The sequence below is a fragment of the Enterobacter sp. 61D5 genome (assembly GCF_034107965.1).
Classification (GTDB): Bacteria; Pseudomonadota; Gammaproteobacteria; order Enterobacterales; family Enterobacteriaceae; genus Enterobacter; species Enterobacter cloacae_M.
The window spans coordinates 353,472-369,169 of sequence record NZ_JAWNFK010000014.1 but is presented as its reverse complement, the minus strand read 5'-3'; the positions used below and the strand labels follow the sequence as shown (position 1 = coordinate 369,169).

Genomic DNA, 15,698 nt, shown 5'->3' with positions numbered 1-15,698 from the left:
CGGGGTGAGGGGAACACATCTGAGGTACTCCCATGAAACTCCCACTCCTGTTCGCACTTCTCGCCTGCACCCTGCAACCCGCATTCGCCGCCGCCATCCCCGTTCGCGTCGCCACCGTGGAGCAGACCGCCCACGCCGCCGAGCGCCAGATCCCTGGCCGCATCGAAGCTATTCACACCGTTGAGCTGCGCGCGCGTACGGAAGGAGCGATCGCCAAAATCCACTTCCGCGACGGGCAGTACGTGAAAAAAGGCGACCTGCTGTTTGAACTGGACGACGCCGAGCCGCGCGCCGCCCTGCGCCTGGCGCAGGCCGAGGTGAGAAGCGCCGAAGCCACGCTGCGTCAGGCGCAGGAGCAGCTTTCCCGCTTTGAAAGCCTGGGCAGCAGCAACGCCATCAGCCGTCACGACGTGGACAACGCCCGCATGCAGCGGGACGTCGCCAGTGCCGCGCTGGAGCAGGCGAAAGCCCGGCTCGACGCCCGCAGCGTCACCCTGAGCTACACCCGCATCACCTCGCCGATTGACGGTCGCGTGGGGCACAGCCGGTTCCACGTCGGCAGCCTGGTCAACCCTGCCAGCGGCGTGCTGGTGGAGGTGGTGCAGCTCGATCCGATCCGCATCGCCTTTGCGCTGGAAGAGGGGGCGTTTGCCACCAAAGCCGGACAGCATGGGGATATCAGCGCCATGAAGCAGGCCTGGCAGGCGTTAATTGACAGCAACGGCCAGCGCGTCAGCGGCGAGCTGACGTCCGTGGACAACCGCATCGATCCGCGCACCGCCAGCGTGATGCTGCGCGCCGAGTTTGCCAACCCGCGCCATCAGCTCCTGCCCGGCGGCAACGTGAACGTGACCCTGCGCCCGGCCAGCGAGCAGCCGGTGCTGACCCTGCCCGCCGCCGCGGTACAGCAGAACGGCGACGGGTTCTTTGCCTGGGTGGTTAACCCCGACGGCAAAGCCGAAATGCGCCCGCTGAAAATTGCCGGACAGATTGGCCAGCAGTTCCGGATTTCATCCGGCGTGATGCCCGGTGAGCGAGCGATTACTGACGGCGCGCAGCGCGTGCAGCCCGGCGCTGCTGTCCAGATACTGAATTAAGGAGCCATCATGCTGACGTTTTTCATCAAACGCCCGCGCTTTGCGATGGTGATTGCGCTGGTCATCACCCTGCTGGGGGCCATTGCGCTGAGAATTATCCCGGTGGAGCAGTACCCGCAGATCGCGCCGCCGGTGGTGAATGTTTCTGCCAGCTGGCCGGGCGCCAGCTCGGCTGACGTGGCAGAAGCGATAGCCACGCCGCTGGAGACCCAGCTGAACGGCGTGGATCATATGCTCTACATGGAGTCCACCAGCTCGGACGAAGGCACCTATAGCCTGAACATTACCTTTGCGGCGGGCACCGATCCGGACCTCGCCGCCATCGACGTGCAAAACCGCGTGGCGCAGGCCGTGGCGCAGCTCCCGACCGAGGCGCAGCAAAACGGCGTGCAGGTGCGCAAGCGTGCCACCAACCTGATGATGGGGGTAAGCCTTTACTCACCAAATAACACCCACACGCCGCTGTTCGTCAGCAACTACGCCAGCACCCAGGTGCGCGAGGCGCTGTCTCGCCTGCCGGGCGTCGGGCAGGTGCAGATGTTTGGCGCGCGCGACTACAGCATGCGCATCTGGCTGCGTCCGGACCGCATGAACGCCCTGAACGTCACCACAGATGACGTGGCGCAGGCGCTGCGCGAGCAGAACGTGCAGGGGGCGGCAGGCCAGGTCGGCACGCCGCCGGTGTTTAACGGCCAGCAGCAGACCCTGACCATCAACGGGCTGGGGCGATTAAGCCAGGCCGAAGACTTTGCCGACATCATTATCCGCGCGGGCGAGATGGGCCAGCTGGTGCGACTGAAGGATGTGGCCACCATCGAGCTCGGCTCGCGCAGCTACAGCTCCGGCGCGCAGCTGAACGGACACGACTCCGCCTACCTCGGCATCTACCCGACGCCGTCCGCCAACGCCCTGCGCGTGGCCGACGCGGTGCGCGCGGAGCTGGAACGCCTCTCGACGCGCTTCCCGGACGACCTGGTCTACGAGGTGAAATTCGACACCACCTCATTTGTTGCGGCCACGATTAAAGAGATCGGCGTCTCGCTGGCGCTCACCCTGCTGGCGGTGGTGGTCGTGGTGTCCCTGTTCCTGCAAAGCTGGCGCGCGACGCTGATTGTCGCGCTCGCCATTCCGGTGTCGCTGGTGGGCACCTTCGCGGTGCTCTACACGCTCGGCTACTCCGCCAACACGCTCAGCCTGTTTGCCATTATTCTGGCGCTGACCATGGTGGTGGATGACGCCATCGTGGTGGTGGAGAGCGTCGAAACGCTGATGGCGGAAGGGCAGAGCCGCACGGCGGCGACCGCGCTGGCGCTGCGCCAGATCGCCGGGCCGGTCATCGCCACGACGCTGGTGCTGCTGGCGGTGTTTGTGCCGGTAGCGCTCCTGCCGGGGATTGTCGGCGAGCTGTACCGCCAGTTTGCGGTGACGCTCTCGACGGCCGTGACGCTCTCAAGCCTCGTGGCGCTGACCCTGACGCCCGCCCTGTGCGCGATGCTCCTGCGTCCGCGCCCGGAGAAACCGGCGGCCGTTTATCGCGCCTTTAACCGCGGGCTGGATGCCACGCGCGGTTTCTACACCCGCCTCGTGCAGGTCTTAAACCTGCGTCCGTGGCTGGCGCTGCTGGCCACCGCAGGCGCGGCGGCCGTGGTGGCGTTCAGCTTTACGTCGATGCCTAAAAGCTTCCTGCCGCAGGAGGATCAGGGCTACTTCTTTGCCAGCGTTCAGCTGCCGGAGGCGGCCTCGCTGGAGCGCACCGAAGCGGTGATGAACACGGCTCGCGAACTCATCGCTAAAAATCCGGCGGTGGAAGACGTGATTCAGGTCTCCGGATTTAACATTCTCAACGGCACCAGCGCATCGAACGGCGGGTTTATCTCTATCATGCTCAAAGACTGGAGCGATCGTCCGCCGCTGGATGAGGTGATGGGTACCCTGCAGCGCCAGCTGCTGGCCCTGCCGGAAGCGACCATCATGACCTTCGCACCGCCGACGCTGCCGGGGCTGGGCAACGCCTCCGGATTCGACCTGCGCATCCAGGCGCAGGCGGGGCAGAGCCCGGCAGAGCTGGAGCGCGTGACGCGTGAAGTGCTGGCGAAAGCCAACCAGCATCCGCAGCTGAGCCGCGTGTTCACCACCTGGAGCAGCAACGTGCCGCAGCTGACGCTGACCGTTGACCGCGAGCGCGCCGCGCGCCTCGACGTGCCGGTGTCGCGCATCTTCAGCAGCCTGCAAACCGCCTTTGGCGGCACGCGCGCCGGGGATTTCAGCGTCAACAACCGCGTCTACCACGTGGTGATGCAGAACGAGATGCAGTGGCGCGAGCGCGCCGAGCAGATCGGCGAGCTGTTCGTGCGCAGCAACAGCGGCGAGCGGGTGCGCCTGAGCAACCTGGTCACCATTACGCCGAGCGTCGGCGCGCCGTTCCTGCAGCAGTACAACCAGTTCCCGTCCGTGTCGGTGAGCGGCTCGGCGGCGGAAGGGGTGAGCAGCAGCACCGCGATGGCGGCGATGGGCGAGATCCTGGCGGAGAATTTGCCTGCCGGGTACGACTACGCCTGGAGCGGCATGTCGTATCAGGAGCAGCAGACCGGCAATCAGGCGATGTGGATCGTGCTGGCAGCGGTGGTGATGGCGTGGCTGTTCCTCGTTGCCCAGTACGAGAGCTGGACGCTCCCGGCGAGCGTTATGCTCTCGGTGCTGTTCGCCATCGGCGGGGCGCTGGTCTGGCTGTGGATGGCGGGCTACGCCAACGACGTGTACGTGCAGATTGGTCTGGTGCTATTGATAGCACTTGCCGCCAAGAACGCGATGCTGGTCGTGGAGTTCGCCCGCGCGCGGCGCATGGACGGAATGGCGATTGTCGATGCCGCGCGGGAAGGGGCATCGCGCCGCTTCCGCGCGGTGATGATGACCGCCGTGTCGTTCATTATCGGCGTATTGCCGATGATGCTGGCGGCCGGGGCGGGTGCCCAGAGCCGCCGCATCATCGGCACCACGGTGTTCAGCGGCATGCTGGTGGCGACCGTGGTGGGGATTGTGTTTATCCCCGCGCTTTTTGTGCTGTTCCAGCGTCTGCGCGAGTGGGGCCACGGCCTTACGGACTCGTCGCCCACAGCTCGCAGTGCTTCTGAACCAGAGAAATCAGCGAGCCGCCGTCGGCGATAAACTCCCGCATGCGCTGCGCCTCGCTCTTGCCCTGCTTTAACAGCAGGGCAATTTCATTGACTGCGCTCGTCGCGCCGAGCTTCTCGGCCGACGGCGCAACCTGCTCCAGCAGCCACGCAATGTCTTCCGCCACGGTTTTGTGCTCGCCGGTGTGCACGTCCGTCAGGATCCCTTCCAGCCCGTAGCGACAGGCCTGAAAACGGTTAAAGCGGTACAGCAGAAAATCTTTTTCCTGATGCTTATAGGGCCGCGCGGTCAGCAGCCAGTGCGAGGTCGCCTGGATAAGCCCGGCGATGTTAATGGCATGGCCGAGCGTCAGCGGCGTATCCATCACCCGCACCTCGACGGTGCCGAAGTGCGGGCTGGGGCGGATGTCCCAGTGGAGATCCTTAATGCTGTCGATCATGCTGGTGGAGCTCAGGCGGCGGAACAGCCCCTCGAACTCCTGCCAGCTGTTGACCCACGGCATCTGGCCGTTATCCGGAAATCCCGAGAAGATGTTGAGCCGCGACGAGGAGAACTTCGTGTCCGTGCCCTGCATATACGGCGAGGCGGCCGCCAGGGCGATAAAGTGCGGCACGAAGCGCGACAGGCCGTGCAGCAGGTAAATCGCGTCGTCCCCGGTCCGGCAGCCGACGTGCACGTGCTGGCCGAACACCGTCGCCTGCAAAATCAGGTAGCCAAAGCGCTCCAGCGTGACGTTATAGCGCTCGTCGTCGCACACCTCCTGCCGCTGCCACTTCTGGAACGGGTGCGTCCCGCCGCCGCAGATCTGGATATGCTGCTCCGCCGCCGCGCGCAGGATGCTCTGCTGCATCACCGAGAACTGCGCCGCCGCCTGGTCGATGTTCTGGCATACGCCGGTGGCGATTTCGAGCATGCTTTCGGTGATGTCGTGTTTGACCTCGCCGCCTTTGATATCGTCTTTGACGGCGGCGATGAGCGCGGAGGAGTCCTGGCTCAGATCGTAGCCCGGCGGGTTAACCACCTGCAGTTCGAGTTCGATGCCGAGGGTGAAGGGTTCAGAGGACTTAAAATCGGGTAAAGGCATGGCGCACTCCGTTGTCTGTTGTGTGTTGAGTATAGACAACGGGTGTGGCGCGCTCGTCTCAGGGTGGTATAACTGATAGCAGGCTTAGCAAAAGGGGAGTGATTCATGTCTGACTATCCAACCATTGCGCTGATTGGGCCTGGCGCAATTGGTACCACCATCGCCGCGGTGCTGCATGACGTTGGCCGCACGCCGCTGCTGTGCGGACGCACCGCGCACGCGGAGTTACGCCTGCGCCATGACGAGGGTGAAACGGTGGTGCCCGGTCCGGTATTGACCGATTCAGCCGTCATCAGGCAGCCGGTGGATCTGGTTTTCATCGCAGTGAAAACTACCCAGAACGCCGACAGCGCCGGGTGGCTGCGCGCGCTGTGCGATGAAAACACCGTGGTCTGCGCGCTGCAAAACGGCGTGGAGCAAAAAGCCCAGCTTGAGCCGTGGGTTAACGGCGCAACGGTGCTGCCGTCGGTGGTGTGGTTCCCGGCCCAGCGCGAGCCGGATGCCTCCGTCTGGCTGCGCGCCAAACCGCGCCTGACCCTGCCGGACGTGCCGCAGGCGCAGCGGGTGGTGGAGGCGCTTCGCGGTACGCGCTGCGCGGTTGAGCTCTCGGCAGATTTCGCCACCGTCGCCTGGCGCAAGCTGCTGCAAAATGCGGTCGCCGGGCTGATGGTGCTTTCCAACCGCCGCGCCGGGATGTTCAGGCGCGAGGATATCAGCGAGCTTGCGCTGGCCTACCTGCGCGAGGGGCTTACCGTCGCCCGCGCCGAAGGGGCGAAGCTGGACGATGACGTGGCCCAGGAGATCCTGGCGAACTTCCAGCGTGCGCCTGAGGACCTGGGAACCTCGATCCTGGCCGACCGTCAGGCCGATCGCCCGATGGAGTGGGATATCCGCAACGGCGTGATCCAGCGCTACGGCCGCAAACACGGTATTGCGGTGCCCATCAGCGACGTGGTGGTACCGCTGCTGGCGGCAGGGAGCGAGGGGCCGGGCTAACGGCCGCTGTTTTTCCGTTCGGCAAAGTAGTGGGCGGGCGTGCTGCCCATCGCTTTTCTGAACATGGTGATAAACGCATTCACCGATTCATACCCGAGCGTTGCCGCCACGTTCTGGACGGGCACGCCGCTGGCCAGCTCCCGCAGGGCAATAATCAAGTGCAGCTGCTGGCGCCATCGCCCGAAGCTCAGCCCGGTTTCGCGCTGCATCAGGCGGGCAAATGTACGCTCGCTGAGGGCGAGCCGTTTCGCCCAGTCCTTCAGGGTGCTTCTGTCCTCAGGGCGGCTGACCAGCGCGTCCGCCATGGCGCGAATTTTCGGATCGGTTGAGACCGGCAGGCTTAGCTTCTGCTGCGGCATGCTGGCGAGCTCGTCCAGCGTGACACGGGTCAGCCTCGCGACGTGGCCGTCGGCGGGATAATCCACGCTTTCGCGCGTCAGACGATCGACCAGCTCCTTAATCAGCGGCGAGATCGCCAGCGTGCAACACTTCTCCGGCAGCGCCGCCGCGCCGGGCTCAATAAACAGATAGTTGAGATGCGCGTTCCAGGTCGCTTTGGCGCTGTGCGGGATCCCGCCGGGGATCCAGACGGCGCAGTCCGGCGGCACAATCCAGATATCATTCTCCGCGTAACAGCTGACCGCACCGTATCGGGCAATAATCAGCTGCCCCTTGCGGTGGGTATGCACCGGCACTTCCGCAGCGTAGTCCACGAAGTCCAGATGACGCGCGACCGCCGGGCTGGCGGTGGAGTCAGGGTCATACAGCGTAGTAGCAGGTTGAGGCTTCACGATTCTGGCAATATTTAGGTATTTTTTGACAGAATAGAGTATTTAAGCGGGTCTGCAAGCCGGTAATAATCCCGGCATGAAAAACATCTTCTCTCATCCCGTGCAAACCCCCGCCGCGCTGCGAAACGATGCGGGCGCGCTGATCTATTCCGCGAAGAGTTTTGCCGCGGCGATGCTGGCTTATTACCTCGCGCTGTCGATCGGCCTCGAACGCCCCTCATGGGCCATTATTACGGTATACATCGTGTCGCAGACGTCGGTCGGAGCATCGCTGAGCAGAAGCCTCTACCGGCTGGCCGGTACCGTGGCGGGTGCCAGCGCGACCGTTGTGATTGTGCCTGCCTTCGCGAATACGCCAGTCCTGTGCAGCGCGGTGCTGACGGGCTGGATAGTATTCTGTCTGTGGCTCTCCCTGCTGGAACGCACGCCCCGGGCGTACGCGTTTGTGCTGGCGGGCTACACCGCGAGCCTGATTGGTTTTCCCGCGGTGTCCGATCCAGGCGGGATCTTTAACGTTGCCATCGTCCGCGTGCAGGAGATCGCGATGGGGATTTTCTGCGCGGCGCTGATTCACCGCTACGTGCTGCCTGCGCGGGTATCGAGCCAGTTCAACGCTAAGCTATCCCAGACGCTACGGGCCGCGCGCGGGCGGGTGGCGGATACCTTAGCAGGCAAACCCGACGCGGCTTCCGGCCCCCTGCATCTGGCCCTGGCGCTGCAGTTCCTGCAGGGCATCAGCCACCATATTCCGTATGATTTTTCCCTTTCAGCCCCGGTGCGGCAGGCCAGAAAAGCGATTCACGATCGGCTGGCGCGGCTGGTTATCGTCAACTGTGAACTGCATGATCGCCTGCCAGCGATCGAAACCCTGCCCGCCGACGTACTGGCATTGCTGGGCGACGTTCAGGCCTGGCTGGCCGCTGAAGGTGCTATCGCCAGCAGCACGGCAGATTCGCTGCGGCTCCGCTGTGCGCTTCTCATCGATCGGTATGCCGCGCAGGCGCAGACGTTTGACGACGCGCGGCAGGTCAGCTTTATCCGCTACCTCTCGGAGGCGATCGTGCTTCTGCAGCAGTGCGAGCGTCTTTCCGGGGCCATCCACCATGCAAAACCTGGTTTTGGGGAGATGCAAACCCGCGCGGCGAAAGGCTACGTTTTCCACCGCGATCCTCTTACCGCAGCCCGCACGGCGCTGGGGGCTTTCGCCATCATCCTGAGCGGCTGTCTGGTCTGGATCTTCTCGGCGTGGCCGGACGGCGGGACGGCGGTTTCGATACTCGGCGTCTGCTGTACGCTGTTTGGCAGCTTCGACACCCCGGCGCCGCACATCGTGAAATACATCATTGGCTCATTCTGGGGCGTGGTCATTAGCCTGTTCTACAGCTTTGCGCTGCTGCCGCTGGTAAGCGATTTCCCGGTGCTGGTGGCGGTGCTTGCCCCGGCGTATCTGCTGGCCGGGTCGCTTCAGGCGCGCCCGCCCACCACGTTTATGGCGATGGGGATCACCCTGACCCTGCCCATTCTGTGCGAGCTGGGGGCGCACTACAGCGGAGACTTCGCCGTTGCGGCCAACACTGCCATTGCGCTCTTTGCCGCGACCGGTTTTGCCGTCATCAGCATGAGCCTGCTGCAAACCGTGCAGGCGGATGGCGCCATCACGCGTCTGCTCAACCTCTGCCAGCGCGACATTCGCCGCAGCGTGAAGGGCACGCTGCGGGTTGATGAAACGCACTGGATCAACCTGATGATGGACCGAACCGCCCTGTTGCTGCCGCGCCTGCAGCGCAGCGCGCGCGCGCCGGAGCAGGCGTTCGATCGACTGTTACACGCGCTGCGTCTGGGGCTGTCGATTATGCATTTACGGCGCAGTGACGCACCGTCCGGCAGGGAGGTTGACGCGCTTTTTCATCGGTTAAACGCCGCGGACCGTAACGCCTTGCGCGAACGCATCGCTGCCCTTATCGAACGCCATCTGCCTGCGGCAGATGAACATGCGCGCCAGTTTGTCTTCAGGCTGGTGGATCTGCACTGTGCATTACGGGGGCCAGACCATGGTTAACGATCTCAATATCGGCGGGGTTTTTATTCCGGGGCTGCTGATGGTCGCCCTCGCGGCGCTGGTCTGCACGCTGGGCCTCGTCGCGCTTTTCTCTCTCAGCAGGCTCTACCGGCGCTTGCCGTTTCGCCCGCTGATGGATGTTTCAACCTGGATTGTCACCTTTTTCCTGCTGATGCAGGGCCTGACCGCGTTGGGGTTATTGTCATGAAATCACTGCTCTCTTTACTGGCTCGCTATGCGCTGACCTTAAGCGCCGTCGCGGCGGCCACGCTTCTGGCCTTTATGATGTGGAAACACTACGCACAAACGCCGTGGACCCGCGACGGCCGCGTGCGGGCGGACGTGGTGCAGATTGCGCCGGACGTCTCCGGGCCGGTCATCAGCGTGGCCGTGCGGGACAATCAGTGGGTGAACCGGGGCGATGTGCTTTACACCATCGATCCGCGCTGGCTTAAGCTGGCGGTGGTCAGCGCGCAGGCGGACGTCGAGTCGAAACGCCATGAGATGCTAATGCGCCAGGACGCGGCCCGCCGCCGCACGCTGATTAAAAACGCGATCTCGAGCGAGGATTTGCAGCAAACCGGCAGCGCGGCGAACGTCGCGGCGGCCAATTATCACGGCGCGCTGGCCGCGCTGGATCTGGCAGAGCTGAATCTGGCGCACGCCACCGTGCGCGCGCCGGTTTCGGGGTACGTCACGCACCTGCGCCTTCGCCCCGGCGACTACGCGACGGCGGGGGAGACGAAGGTCGCCATCGTCGATGCGCACAGCTTCTGGGTGGTGGGGTACTTTGAGGAGACCAGGCTGCGCCATATTCGCGTCGGGGATGCCGCGCAGGTTGTGCTGATGGGATACGAGCCGGTCATCACGGGTCACGTGGAGAGCATCGGGCATGGGATCGGGGACAGCAACGATGAGACGGGCGGGCTGGGGCTGCCCGACGTCGAGCCCACCTTCAGCTGGGTACGGCTGGCGCAGCGCGTGCCGGTGCGCATTCATATCGACAGGTTACCGGAGGGCGTTGAGCTCGTGGCGGGGCTGTCGGCGAGCGTGGCGGTGGGGCAATAATCTGGGGATAGTCAGCCTTAAACACATATGCGAAACTTACCGCTTCTGAAAATATGTGGTGGGACCCGCTCAATGTCAGAACAACATTCGCAGTGCCTTTTCAGTGAAGGACTGCTCTCCTTTCCTCAGGGTTATCAGGATCGTACCGTCAACGTATTCGCGCCGCCCGCGGCGGATGCGCCGGCGTTCAACATCTCCCGCGATGCCCTTAACGCCGGCGAATCGCTTGCCGCGTATATCGATCGCCAGCTCTCCCTGATGGAAAAACACATCAAGGGCTGGAAGCAGGGGGAGCGCCGCGACGCGACGCTGGGCGACGGCCTTTTACAGGGTGAAACCGTCCATGCCAGCTACCTGCGCGACGGGAAACGGATCTGGCAGCAGCAGGCCGTATTTAACGTCGAGAACGATAAAACTCTGGTGTTCACCATGAGCTGCACCCGCGCGCTCGGCGATGCCGACAGCGCGCTGTTTGGCGAACTTCTCAGGAGCTTCCGCTTCCACCAGTAACTTCAGGGATCGTTGTTATGTTTGAAGCAGCACGCGTCGGCGATGATATCGGCCACTCCGGTGCGCTGGCCGGGATGATTGCCGGAACGATTGTCGGTGGCCTGATTGCCGCCGCCGGAGGCATTCTGGCCGGGGCCATGTTTATTGCGGGTCTCGGCGCATCCTGTCTTGGGGTGGGCGTCCTGCTTGTCGGCGCCAGCCTGGCCGTGGGGTATTACACCGGGGAGCTGGCGACCGCCGCCCGGGACAGCATCGCAGACGCCGGGGCATCCAGCATGACGAAGAAAGGCGTCATCACCTCCGGCTCGCCCAACGTGTTTATCAACGGTAAACCTGCCGCCATGGCCACGGACAGCGCGGTGAAGTGCTCTGACGACGGCTCACAGCAGATGGCCGAAGGCTCCTCGCGGGTCTCTATCAACGGCCTGCCTGCGGCCCGCATCGGGGACAGAACCACCTGTGACGCGAAGGTGATGACCGGTTCGGACAACGTCATCATCGGCGGCGACCCGCAGCAAACCCTGCCCATTCAGTCTGAAGTCCCGGAATGGCTCTACAAAGTCTCCGATCTCACCCTGCTGTTCGCTGGCCTGCTCGGCGGGTGGGGCGGTGCCGCTGGCAAAGTCGGGGCGCTCTCTAAGCTGCTGGGGAAAATCCCCGGCATTAATAAGCTGGCCCGTATCGCCTGTCGCGCCGGCACGCTGATGACCGGCGTGGCGGCGGCGGGGATCATCGCCCGCCCGGTGGATATCGTCAGCGGACAGAAGTTTCTCAGCGGGGATGATGAGCTGGACTTCGTCCTGCCTTCCCGCCTGCTGGTGCGCTGGCAGCGCTACTGGCGCAGCGGCAACCCCGGGGACAGCGTGTTGGGCCGCGGCTGGAGCCTGTTCTGGGAAAGCCGCCTGGAGCCGTATCAGGACGGCCTGGTGTGGCGCGCACCGTCCGGCGATTACGTCGCCTTCCCGAAGGTCCCGAAAGGGATGCGCACCTACTGCGAAAGCGAAAAAAACTGGCTTGAACATCATCAGGACGACAGCTGGTCGGTGTATGACGTCAGCGGCGAGCGCTGGCACTATGCGCCGCTGCGGGATGATGCCCCGTCGCTGCTCCAGCGCATCTCTGAACCCTGCGGCAACCATATTCTCTTCGAGTGGAATGCGGATAATACCCTGCATGCTCTGACCGACAGCGCGGGCCAGCGCGTGGTCTGCCGCTACGACCGTGACAGACTCGTCGGCGCCTGGCTGGATGACGAGATCTGCCTGGTCAGTTACGCTTATGATGAACAGCGCCAGCTGGTCTCCGTGACCGGCCGGGGCGGTAGCGTGCGCCGACGCTTCAGCTGGCAGGACGGGCTGATGAGCGCCCACGAGGACGGCAACGGCCTGCTGAGCGAATACCGCTGGCGGGAGATTGACGGCCTGCCGCGCGTGGTCGGCTTCCGCCACAGCGGCGGCGAACAGCTGACGTTCGAATACGATTTCGGGAACGGCACCCGCCGCGCGACCCGCGAAGACGGCGCGCAGGCGCACTGGCTGGTGGATGACGACGACAACGTTGCGCGCTTCACGGATTACGACGGTCGCCAGACGACGTTTGTTTACCGCGACGGCGAGCTCTGCGACGTTATTCTGCCCGGCGGCGCGATGCGCCGCAGCACGTGGGACAAATACGGCCGCATGACCAGCGAGACGGACCCGGCGGGCCGCCGCACGGAGTATCACTGGCATCGCCTGACCGACCGCATCACCCGCACGGTGTACCCGGACGGCACCTCATCGCAGGCCTGGTATGACCTTCGCGGTCGCCTGCTGTCGGAGACGGATCCGGCCGGTAGCACCACCGCGTATCGCTATCCCGACGATGAAGAAAACCTGCCGGAGAGCATCACCGACGCCATCGGCGGCGTGGTGCGTCTGGTCTGGAACCACCAGGGGCTGCTGACGCAGCGCACCGACTGCTCCGGTAGCGTGACCCGCTTCACCTACGACCGCTTCGGGCAACTGATTGCCAGCGAGGATGCGGAAGGGAATATCACGCGCCGGGAGTGGAGTCGTGCCGGGCTGCTGAGCGTCGTGATCCATCCGGACGGCAGCCGCGAGTCGCTGGAGTGGAACGAACGCGGCCAGCTCACGGGCTGGCGCGACCCGCTGGAAAGCGAGGTGAGCTGGGCCTACAACGCCCTCGGTCTCCCGGTCAGCCTTACCGACCGTATTGGCCGCGTGCGGCAGTGGCGCTACGACCCGCGCGGTAACCTGCTGCGACTCGATAACGGCAACGGGGCAGAATACCGCTTCACCTACGACGCCGTGGGCCGCCCGCTCAGCGAAACGCGCCCGGACGAGACCGTGCGCCATATGGAATGGGACGCGCGAGGATTCCTCTGCGCGCTCGAAGAAAACGGCCGACCCGCTGCCGACGGCGGTATCGCCCGTCGCGTCCAGCAGTTCAGCTATGACGACAGCGGACTGCTTATCGGGCGCACTCAGCGCCACGCGGAGTACCGCTACTTCCGCGACCTGAACGGCCATATCACCCGCATCCGCCGCACGCCGACGGCCGAAGGCGTTGCCCTGGGTATCGAAAGCGATGAGATCGCTTACCGCCACGATGCCGCCGGACGCGTGCTGAGCGAGTCCGGCATTAACGGCGCGGTGGGCTACGAATGGGATGCCCTGAGCAACCTGACCGGCCTGACGCTGCCCGGCGAGCAAAAGCTGGCCTGGCTGCACTACGGCTCCGGCCACGTCAGCGCCATCCGCTTCGTGCAGCAGCTGGTGACCGAGTTCACCCGCGACCGCCTGCACCGCGAGGTGCGCCGCACTCAGGGCGCGCGCGATCAGATCCGCCAGTATGACAGCCTCGGCAGACGCACCCTGCAGCGCAGCGAATTGAGCACGGACGTGACCCTGCCGGAGCAGGCGCTACTGGAACGCCTGTATCGCTACACCGCGCGCGGCGAGCTTTCCGGCGTCAGCGACACCCTGCGCGGTGAGGTGGATTACGGCTACGACGCCGAAGGGCGCCTGCTGAAGCACTACGAGGCCCGCCAGGGGCACAGCCGTGCGCAGTTCAGCTACGACGCCGCGGATAACCTCGCCGCCAGTGACGATGCGGTACCGGTCACGGATAACCGCCTGCAGCACTGGCAGGCGCTGTTTATGAAATACGACCACTGGGGCAACCTGGTCAGCCGCCGGAACGGGCTGTATGAGCAGCATTATGCGTATGACGCCGAGAATCGTCTGGTGTCCGCCAGGGGAACCGGGCCGGAAGGGCGGTTTGAGGCGCGCTATCACTACGACGCGCTGGGCCGCCGCACGCGCAAAATCGTCACCACGACGCACGGCACCACCGACACCCGCTTCCTGTGGCAGGGCTACCGCCTGCTGCAGGAGCAGCAGGCGAGCGGGCTGTGCAGCACCTATGTTTACGACCCGAATGAAGCCTGGAGCCCACTGGCGCGGGTGGATCACCTTCGTGACCAGAGCAACGGTGAGATTTACTGGTTCAATACCGACCTGAACGGCGCGCCGCTGGAAGTGACCGACGAGCGCGGCGCGGTGCGCTGGAGCGGCCAGTACGGCAGCTTTGGCGAGGTGCGCCATCAGAGCGAAGGGTTCTCACGGCTTGTGAATCGCTCGGCGATGGCTCACCAGCCGCTTCGCTATGCCGGGCAGTACGCTGACGGTGAAACGGGGCTGCACTATAACCTGTTCCGCTACTACGACCCGCAGGTCGGGCGGTTTATTGTGCAGGATCCGATTGGGTTGAATGGTGGGTGGAACCTTTATCAGTATGCGCCGAATCCGTTGGGGTGGATTGATCCGCTGGGTCTTGCCGTTGACCCAATCGCCAAGCTTAGTGAGCGTGGATACAGTGGTGTTGTTCAAACCCCAACTGGCGGGCTGGATTATTCTGGAAGTAATGCCTTGTATAATAAAGCTGGCATTAATCCTGTTGTCTCTATTGAATATACAGGAGATTATTTGCAAGATTTTCATGCTGCAAATATAGAGGCTGGATTAAATCAAAAAACGACGCCAAGTGGTTATGTCTGGCACCATCTTGATGATTATAATCCTGAAACCAACAAAGGGACTATGCAATTGGTTAAACAAAGTGCTCATCAGGGAATTTCGCATACTGGTGGCGTTAGTCAGTACAAGGCTGCCACTGGAAATGCCTATACTCATCCAGCTAGAAACCGTGCCCGCAGATCCGTTGGAGGAAAATGCTAATGTATCTTACTGATTCAGAAAATAAACTGACTGTAGACGAAATAAACGCGTTCAATGCGTACTTTGATCATCATGTTCCCGCATCATTTCTTGATTTTTATCTTAAAAATAATGGTGGGTATCCTCAAGATAATGAAGATGGTAATCCTTTTATGCTTGGCGGTTTTAACCCTATAAAATATGGTGACCTGCCGATTGAGCAACTCTATCGTGACCTTATCGAGTCGTTTGGCGAGTTAAGGAATATGGTTCCTTTTGCTTATGATGACGGGGGGAACACCTTTCTACTATCTCTTAAATCTGATGATTCATTAGGGAAAGTGTTTATTTTTCTAATGGATGATAAAGAAGTTGAATTGGTTGCCGATTCGTTCTCGGAATTTATAGAAGAATTGTTTGCTTTAAAGTAAAGAGGCTGTTTCTAAAGTTCTCGACAGTGAGGTTGCTCTTATCGAAAACTCAAAGTCAGAGTCTGTCTAAAATATTTATGTTCAGTGATTAATTTAAGAGTTTACAGATTTATAACCCGGCTTATGCCGGGTTTATTAATATTGAATGGTAACTATTAAATTTTTCAGATCCGATACGCGCTTTGCCTCAAGGAACTGATGTACAACCTTATATTATTTATGGTGATGCTGAGCCATTTCGTGCAGATAGCACAATTGTTGAGCCAACTACAACGGCGCACAGAATAGCTGCGTCACTTTTTTTCTTAAC

The 15,698-nt window shown here is 62.5% G+C and carries 11 protein-coding genes; 9 read left to right on the top strand and 2 right to left on the bottom strand.

Annotation, left to right across the window (positions count from 1 at the left end):
- Positions 1-32 precede the first annotated feature (32 nt).
- Together UTM25_RS16860 and UTM25_RS16855 are read left to right on the top strand one after the other, a co-directional pair.
- The gene (locus tag UTM25_RS16860) at positions 33-1,097 is read left to right on the top strand and encodes an efflux RND transporter periplasmic adaptor subunit (protein ID WP_194399764.1); all 1,065 of its coding nucleotides are present in this window, start codon (positions 33-35) and stop codon (positions 1,095-1,097) included.
- 9 nt (positions 1,098-1,106) lie between these two features.
- Positions 1,107-4,262, top strand: coding sequence for an efflux RND transporter permease subunit (locus tag UTM25_RS16855; protein WP_320715076.1), 3,156 nt, complete (start codon positions 1,107-1,109; stop codon positions 4,260-4,262).
- Here UTM25_RS16855 and UTM25_RS16850 read toward each other — a convergent pair.
- Positions 4,192-5,313, bottom strand: coding sequence for a YbdK family carboxylate-amine ligase (locus tag UTM25_RS16850; protein WP_063440685.1), 1,122 nt, complete (start codon positions 5,311-5,313; stop codon positions 4,192-4,194). The genes UTM25_RS16855 and UTM25_RS16850 overlap by 71 nt on opposite strands.
- Before the next feature lie 105 nt (positions 5,314-5,418).
- On the opposite strand from UTM25_RS16850, the gene UTM25_RS16845 reads away from it, so the two are divergent.
- The gene (locus tag UTM25_RS16845; protein ID WP_194399766.1) at positions 5,419-6,309 is read left to right on the top strand and encodes an oxidoreductase; all 891 of its coding nucleotides are present in this window, start codon (positions 5,419-5,421) and stop codon (positions 6,307-6,309) included.
- On the opposite strand, the gene UTM25_RS16840 is transcribed toward UTM25_RS16845, so the two are convergent.
- A complete protein-coding gene (locus UTM25_RS16840; protein ID WP_194399767.1) occupies positions 6,306-7,100 on the bottom strand; it encodes a helix-turn-helix domain-containing protein in 795 nt (264 codons plus the stop codon). The genes UTM25_RS16845 and UTM25_RS16840 overlap by 4 nt on opposite strands.
- A gap of 76 nt (positions 7,101-7,176) precedes the next feature.
- Here UTM25_RS16840 and UTM25_RS16835 point away from each other — a divergent pair, with 76 nt between their 5' ends.
- From UTM25_RS16835 to UTM25_RS16810, 6 genes are all read left to right on the top strand, one after another.
- A complete protein-coding gene (locus UTM25_RS16835; protein WP_194399768.1) occupies positions 7,177-9,159 on the top strand; it encodes an FUSC family protein in 1,983 nt (660 codons plus the stop codon).
- Positions 9,152-9,367 carry a DUF1656 domain-containing protein gene (locus tag UTM25_RS16830; RefSeq protein WP_033144858.1) on the top strand — a complete coding sequence of 72 codons (216 nt, stop codon included), beginning with the start codon at positions 9,152-9,154 and terminating at the stop codon, positions 9,365-9,367. Before UTM25_RS16835 ends, UTM25_RS16830 begins: the two co-directional genes overlap by 8 nt.
- The gene (locus UTM25_RS16825) at positions 9,364-10,227 is read left to right on the top strand and encodes an HlyD family secretion protein (RefSeq protein ID WP_194399769.1); all 864 of its coding nucleotides are present in this window, start codon (positions 9,364-9,366) and stop codon (positions 10,225-10,227) included. Before UTM25_RS16830 ends, UTM25_RS16825 begins: the two co-directional genes overlap by 4 nt.
- 72 nt (positions 10,228-10,299) lie before the next feature.
- Positions 10,300-10,737, top strand: a complete 438-nt coding sequence (locus tag UTM25_RS16820) for a DcrB-related protein (protein WP_194399770.1) — start codon at positions 10,300-10,302, stop codon at positions 10,735-10,737.
- Positions 10,738-10,754: 17 nt separating this feature from the next.
- A complete protein-coding gene (locus UTM25_RS16815) occupies positions 10,755-14,978 on the top strand; it encodes an RHS repeat-associated core domain-containing protein (RefSeq protein WP_194399771.1) in 4,224 nt (1,407 codons plus the stop codon).
- Positions 14,978-15,388 (top strand): SMI1/KNR4 family protein, encoded by a 411-nt coding sequence (locus UTM25_RS16810; protein WP_194399772.1) that lies wholly within the window; start codon positions 14,978-14,980, stop codon positions 15,386-15,388. The genes UTM25_RS16815 and UTM25_RS16810 overlap by 1 nt, the downstream gene beginning before the upstream one ends.
- The last annotated feature ends 310 nt before the right edge of the window (positions 15,389-15,698 follow it).

Coding starts and splice junctions, on each gene's coding strand:
- UTM25_RS16855 (WP_320715076.1), top strand. CDS start 1,107: ATGCTGACGTTTTTCATCAAACGCCCGCGCTTTGCGATGGTGATTGCG.
- UTM25_RS16850 (WP_063440685.1), bottom strand. CDS start 5,313: ATGCCTTTACCCGATTTTAAGTCCTCTGAACCCTTCACCCTCGGCATC.
- UTM25_RS16845 (WP_194399766.1), top strand. CDS start 5,419: ATGTCTGACTATCCAACCATTGCGCTGATTGGGCCTGGCGCAATTGGT.
- UTM25_RS16830 (WP_033144858.1), top strand. CDS start 9,152: ATGGTTAACGATCTCAATATCGGCGGGGTTTTTATTCCGGGGCTGCTG.
- UTM25_RS16810 (WP_194399772.1), top strand. CDS start 14,978: ATGTATCTTACTGATTCAGAAAATAAACTGACTGTAGACGAAATAAAC.
- UTM25_RS16820 (WP_194399770.1), top strand. CDS start 10,300: ATGTCAGAACAACATTCGCAGTGCCTTTTCAGTGAAGGACTGCTCTCC.
- UTM25_RS16860 (WP_194399764.1), top strand. CDS start 33: ATGAAACTCCCACTCCTGTTCGCACTTCTCGCCTGCACCCTGCAACCC.
- UTM25_RS16825 (WP_194399769.1), top strand. CDS start 9,364: ATGAAATCACTGCTCTCTTTACTGGCTCGCTATGCGCTGACCTTAAGC.
- UTM25_RS16835 (WP_194399768.1), top strand. CDS start 7,177: ATGAAAAACATCTTCTCTCATCCCGTGCAAACCCCCGCCGCGCTGCGA.
- UTM25_RS16815 (WP_194399771.1), top strand. CDS start 10,755: ATGTTTGAAGCAGCACGCGTCGGCGATGATATCGGCCACTCCGGTGCG.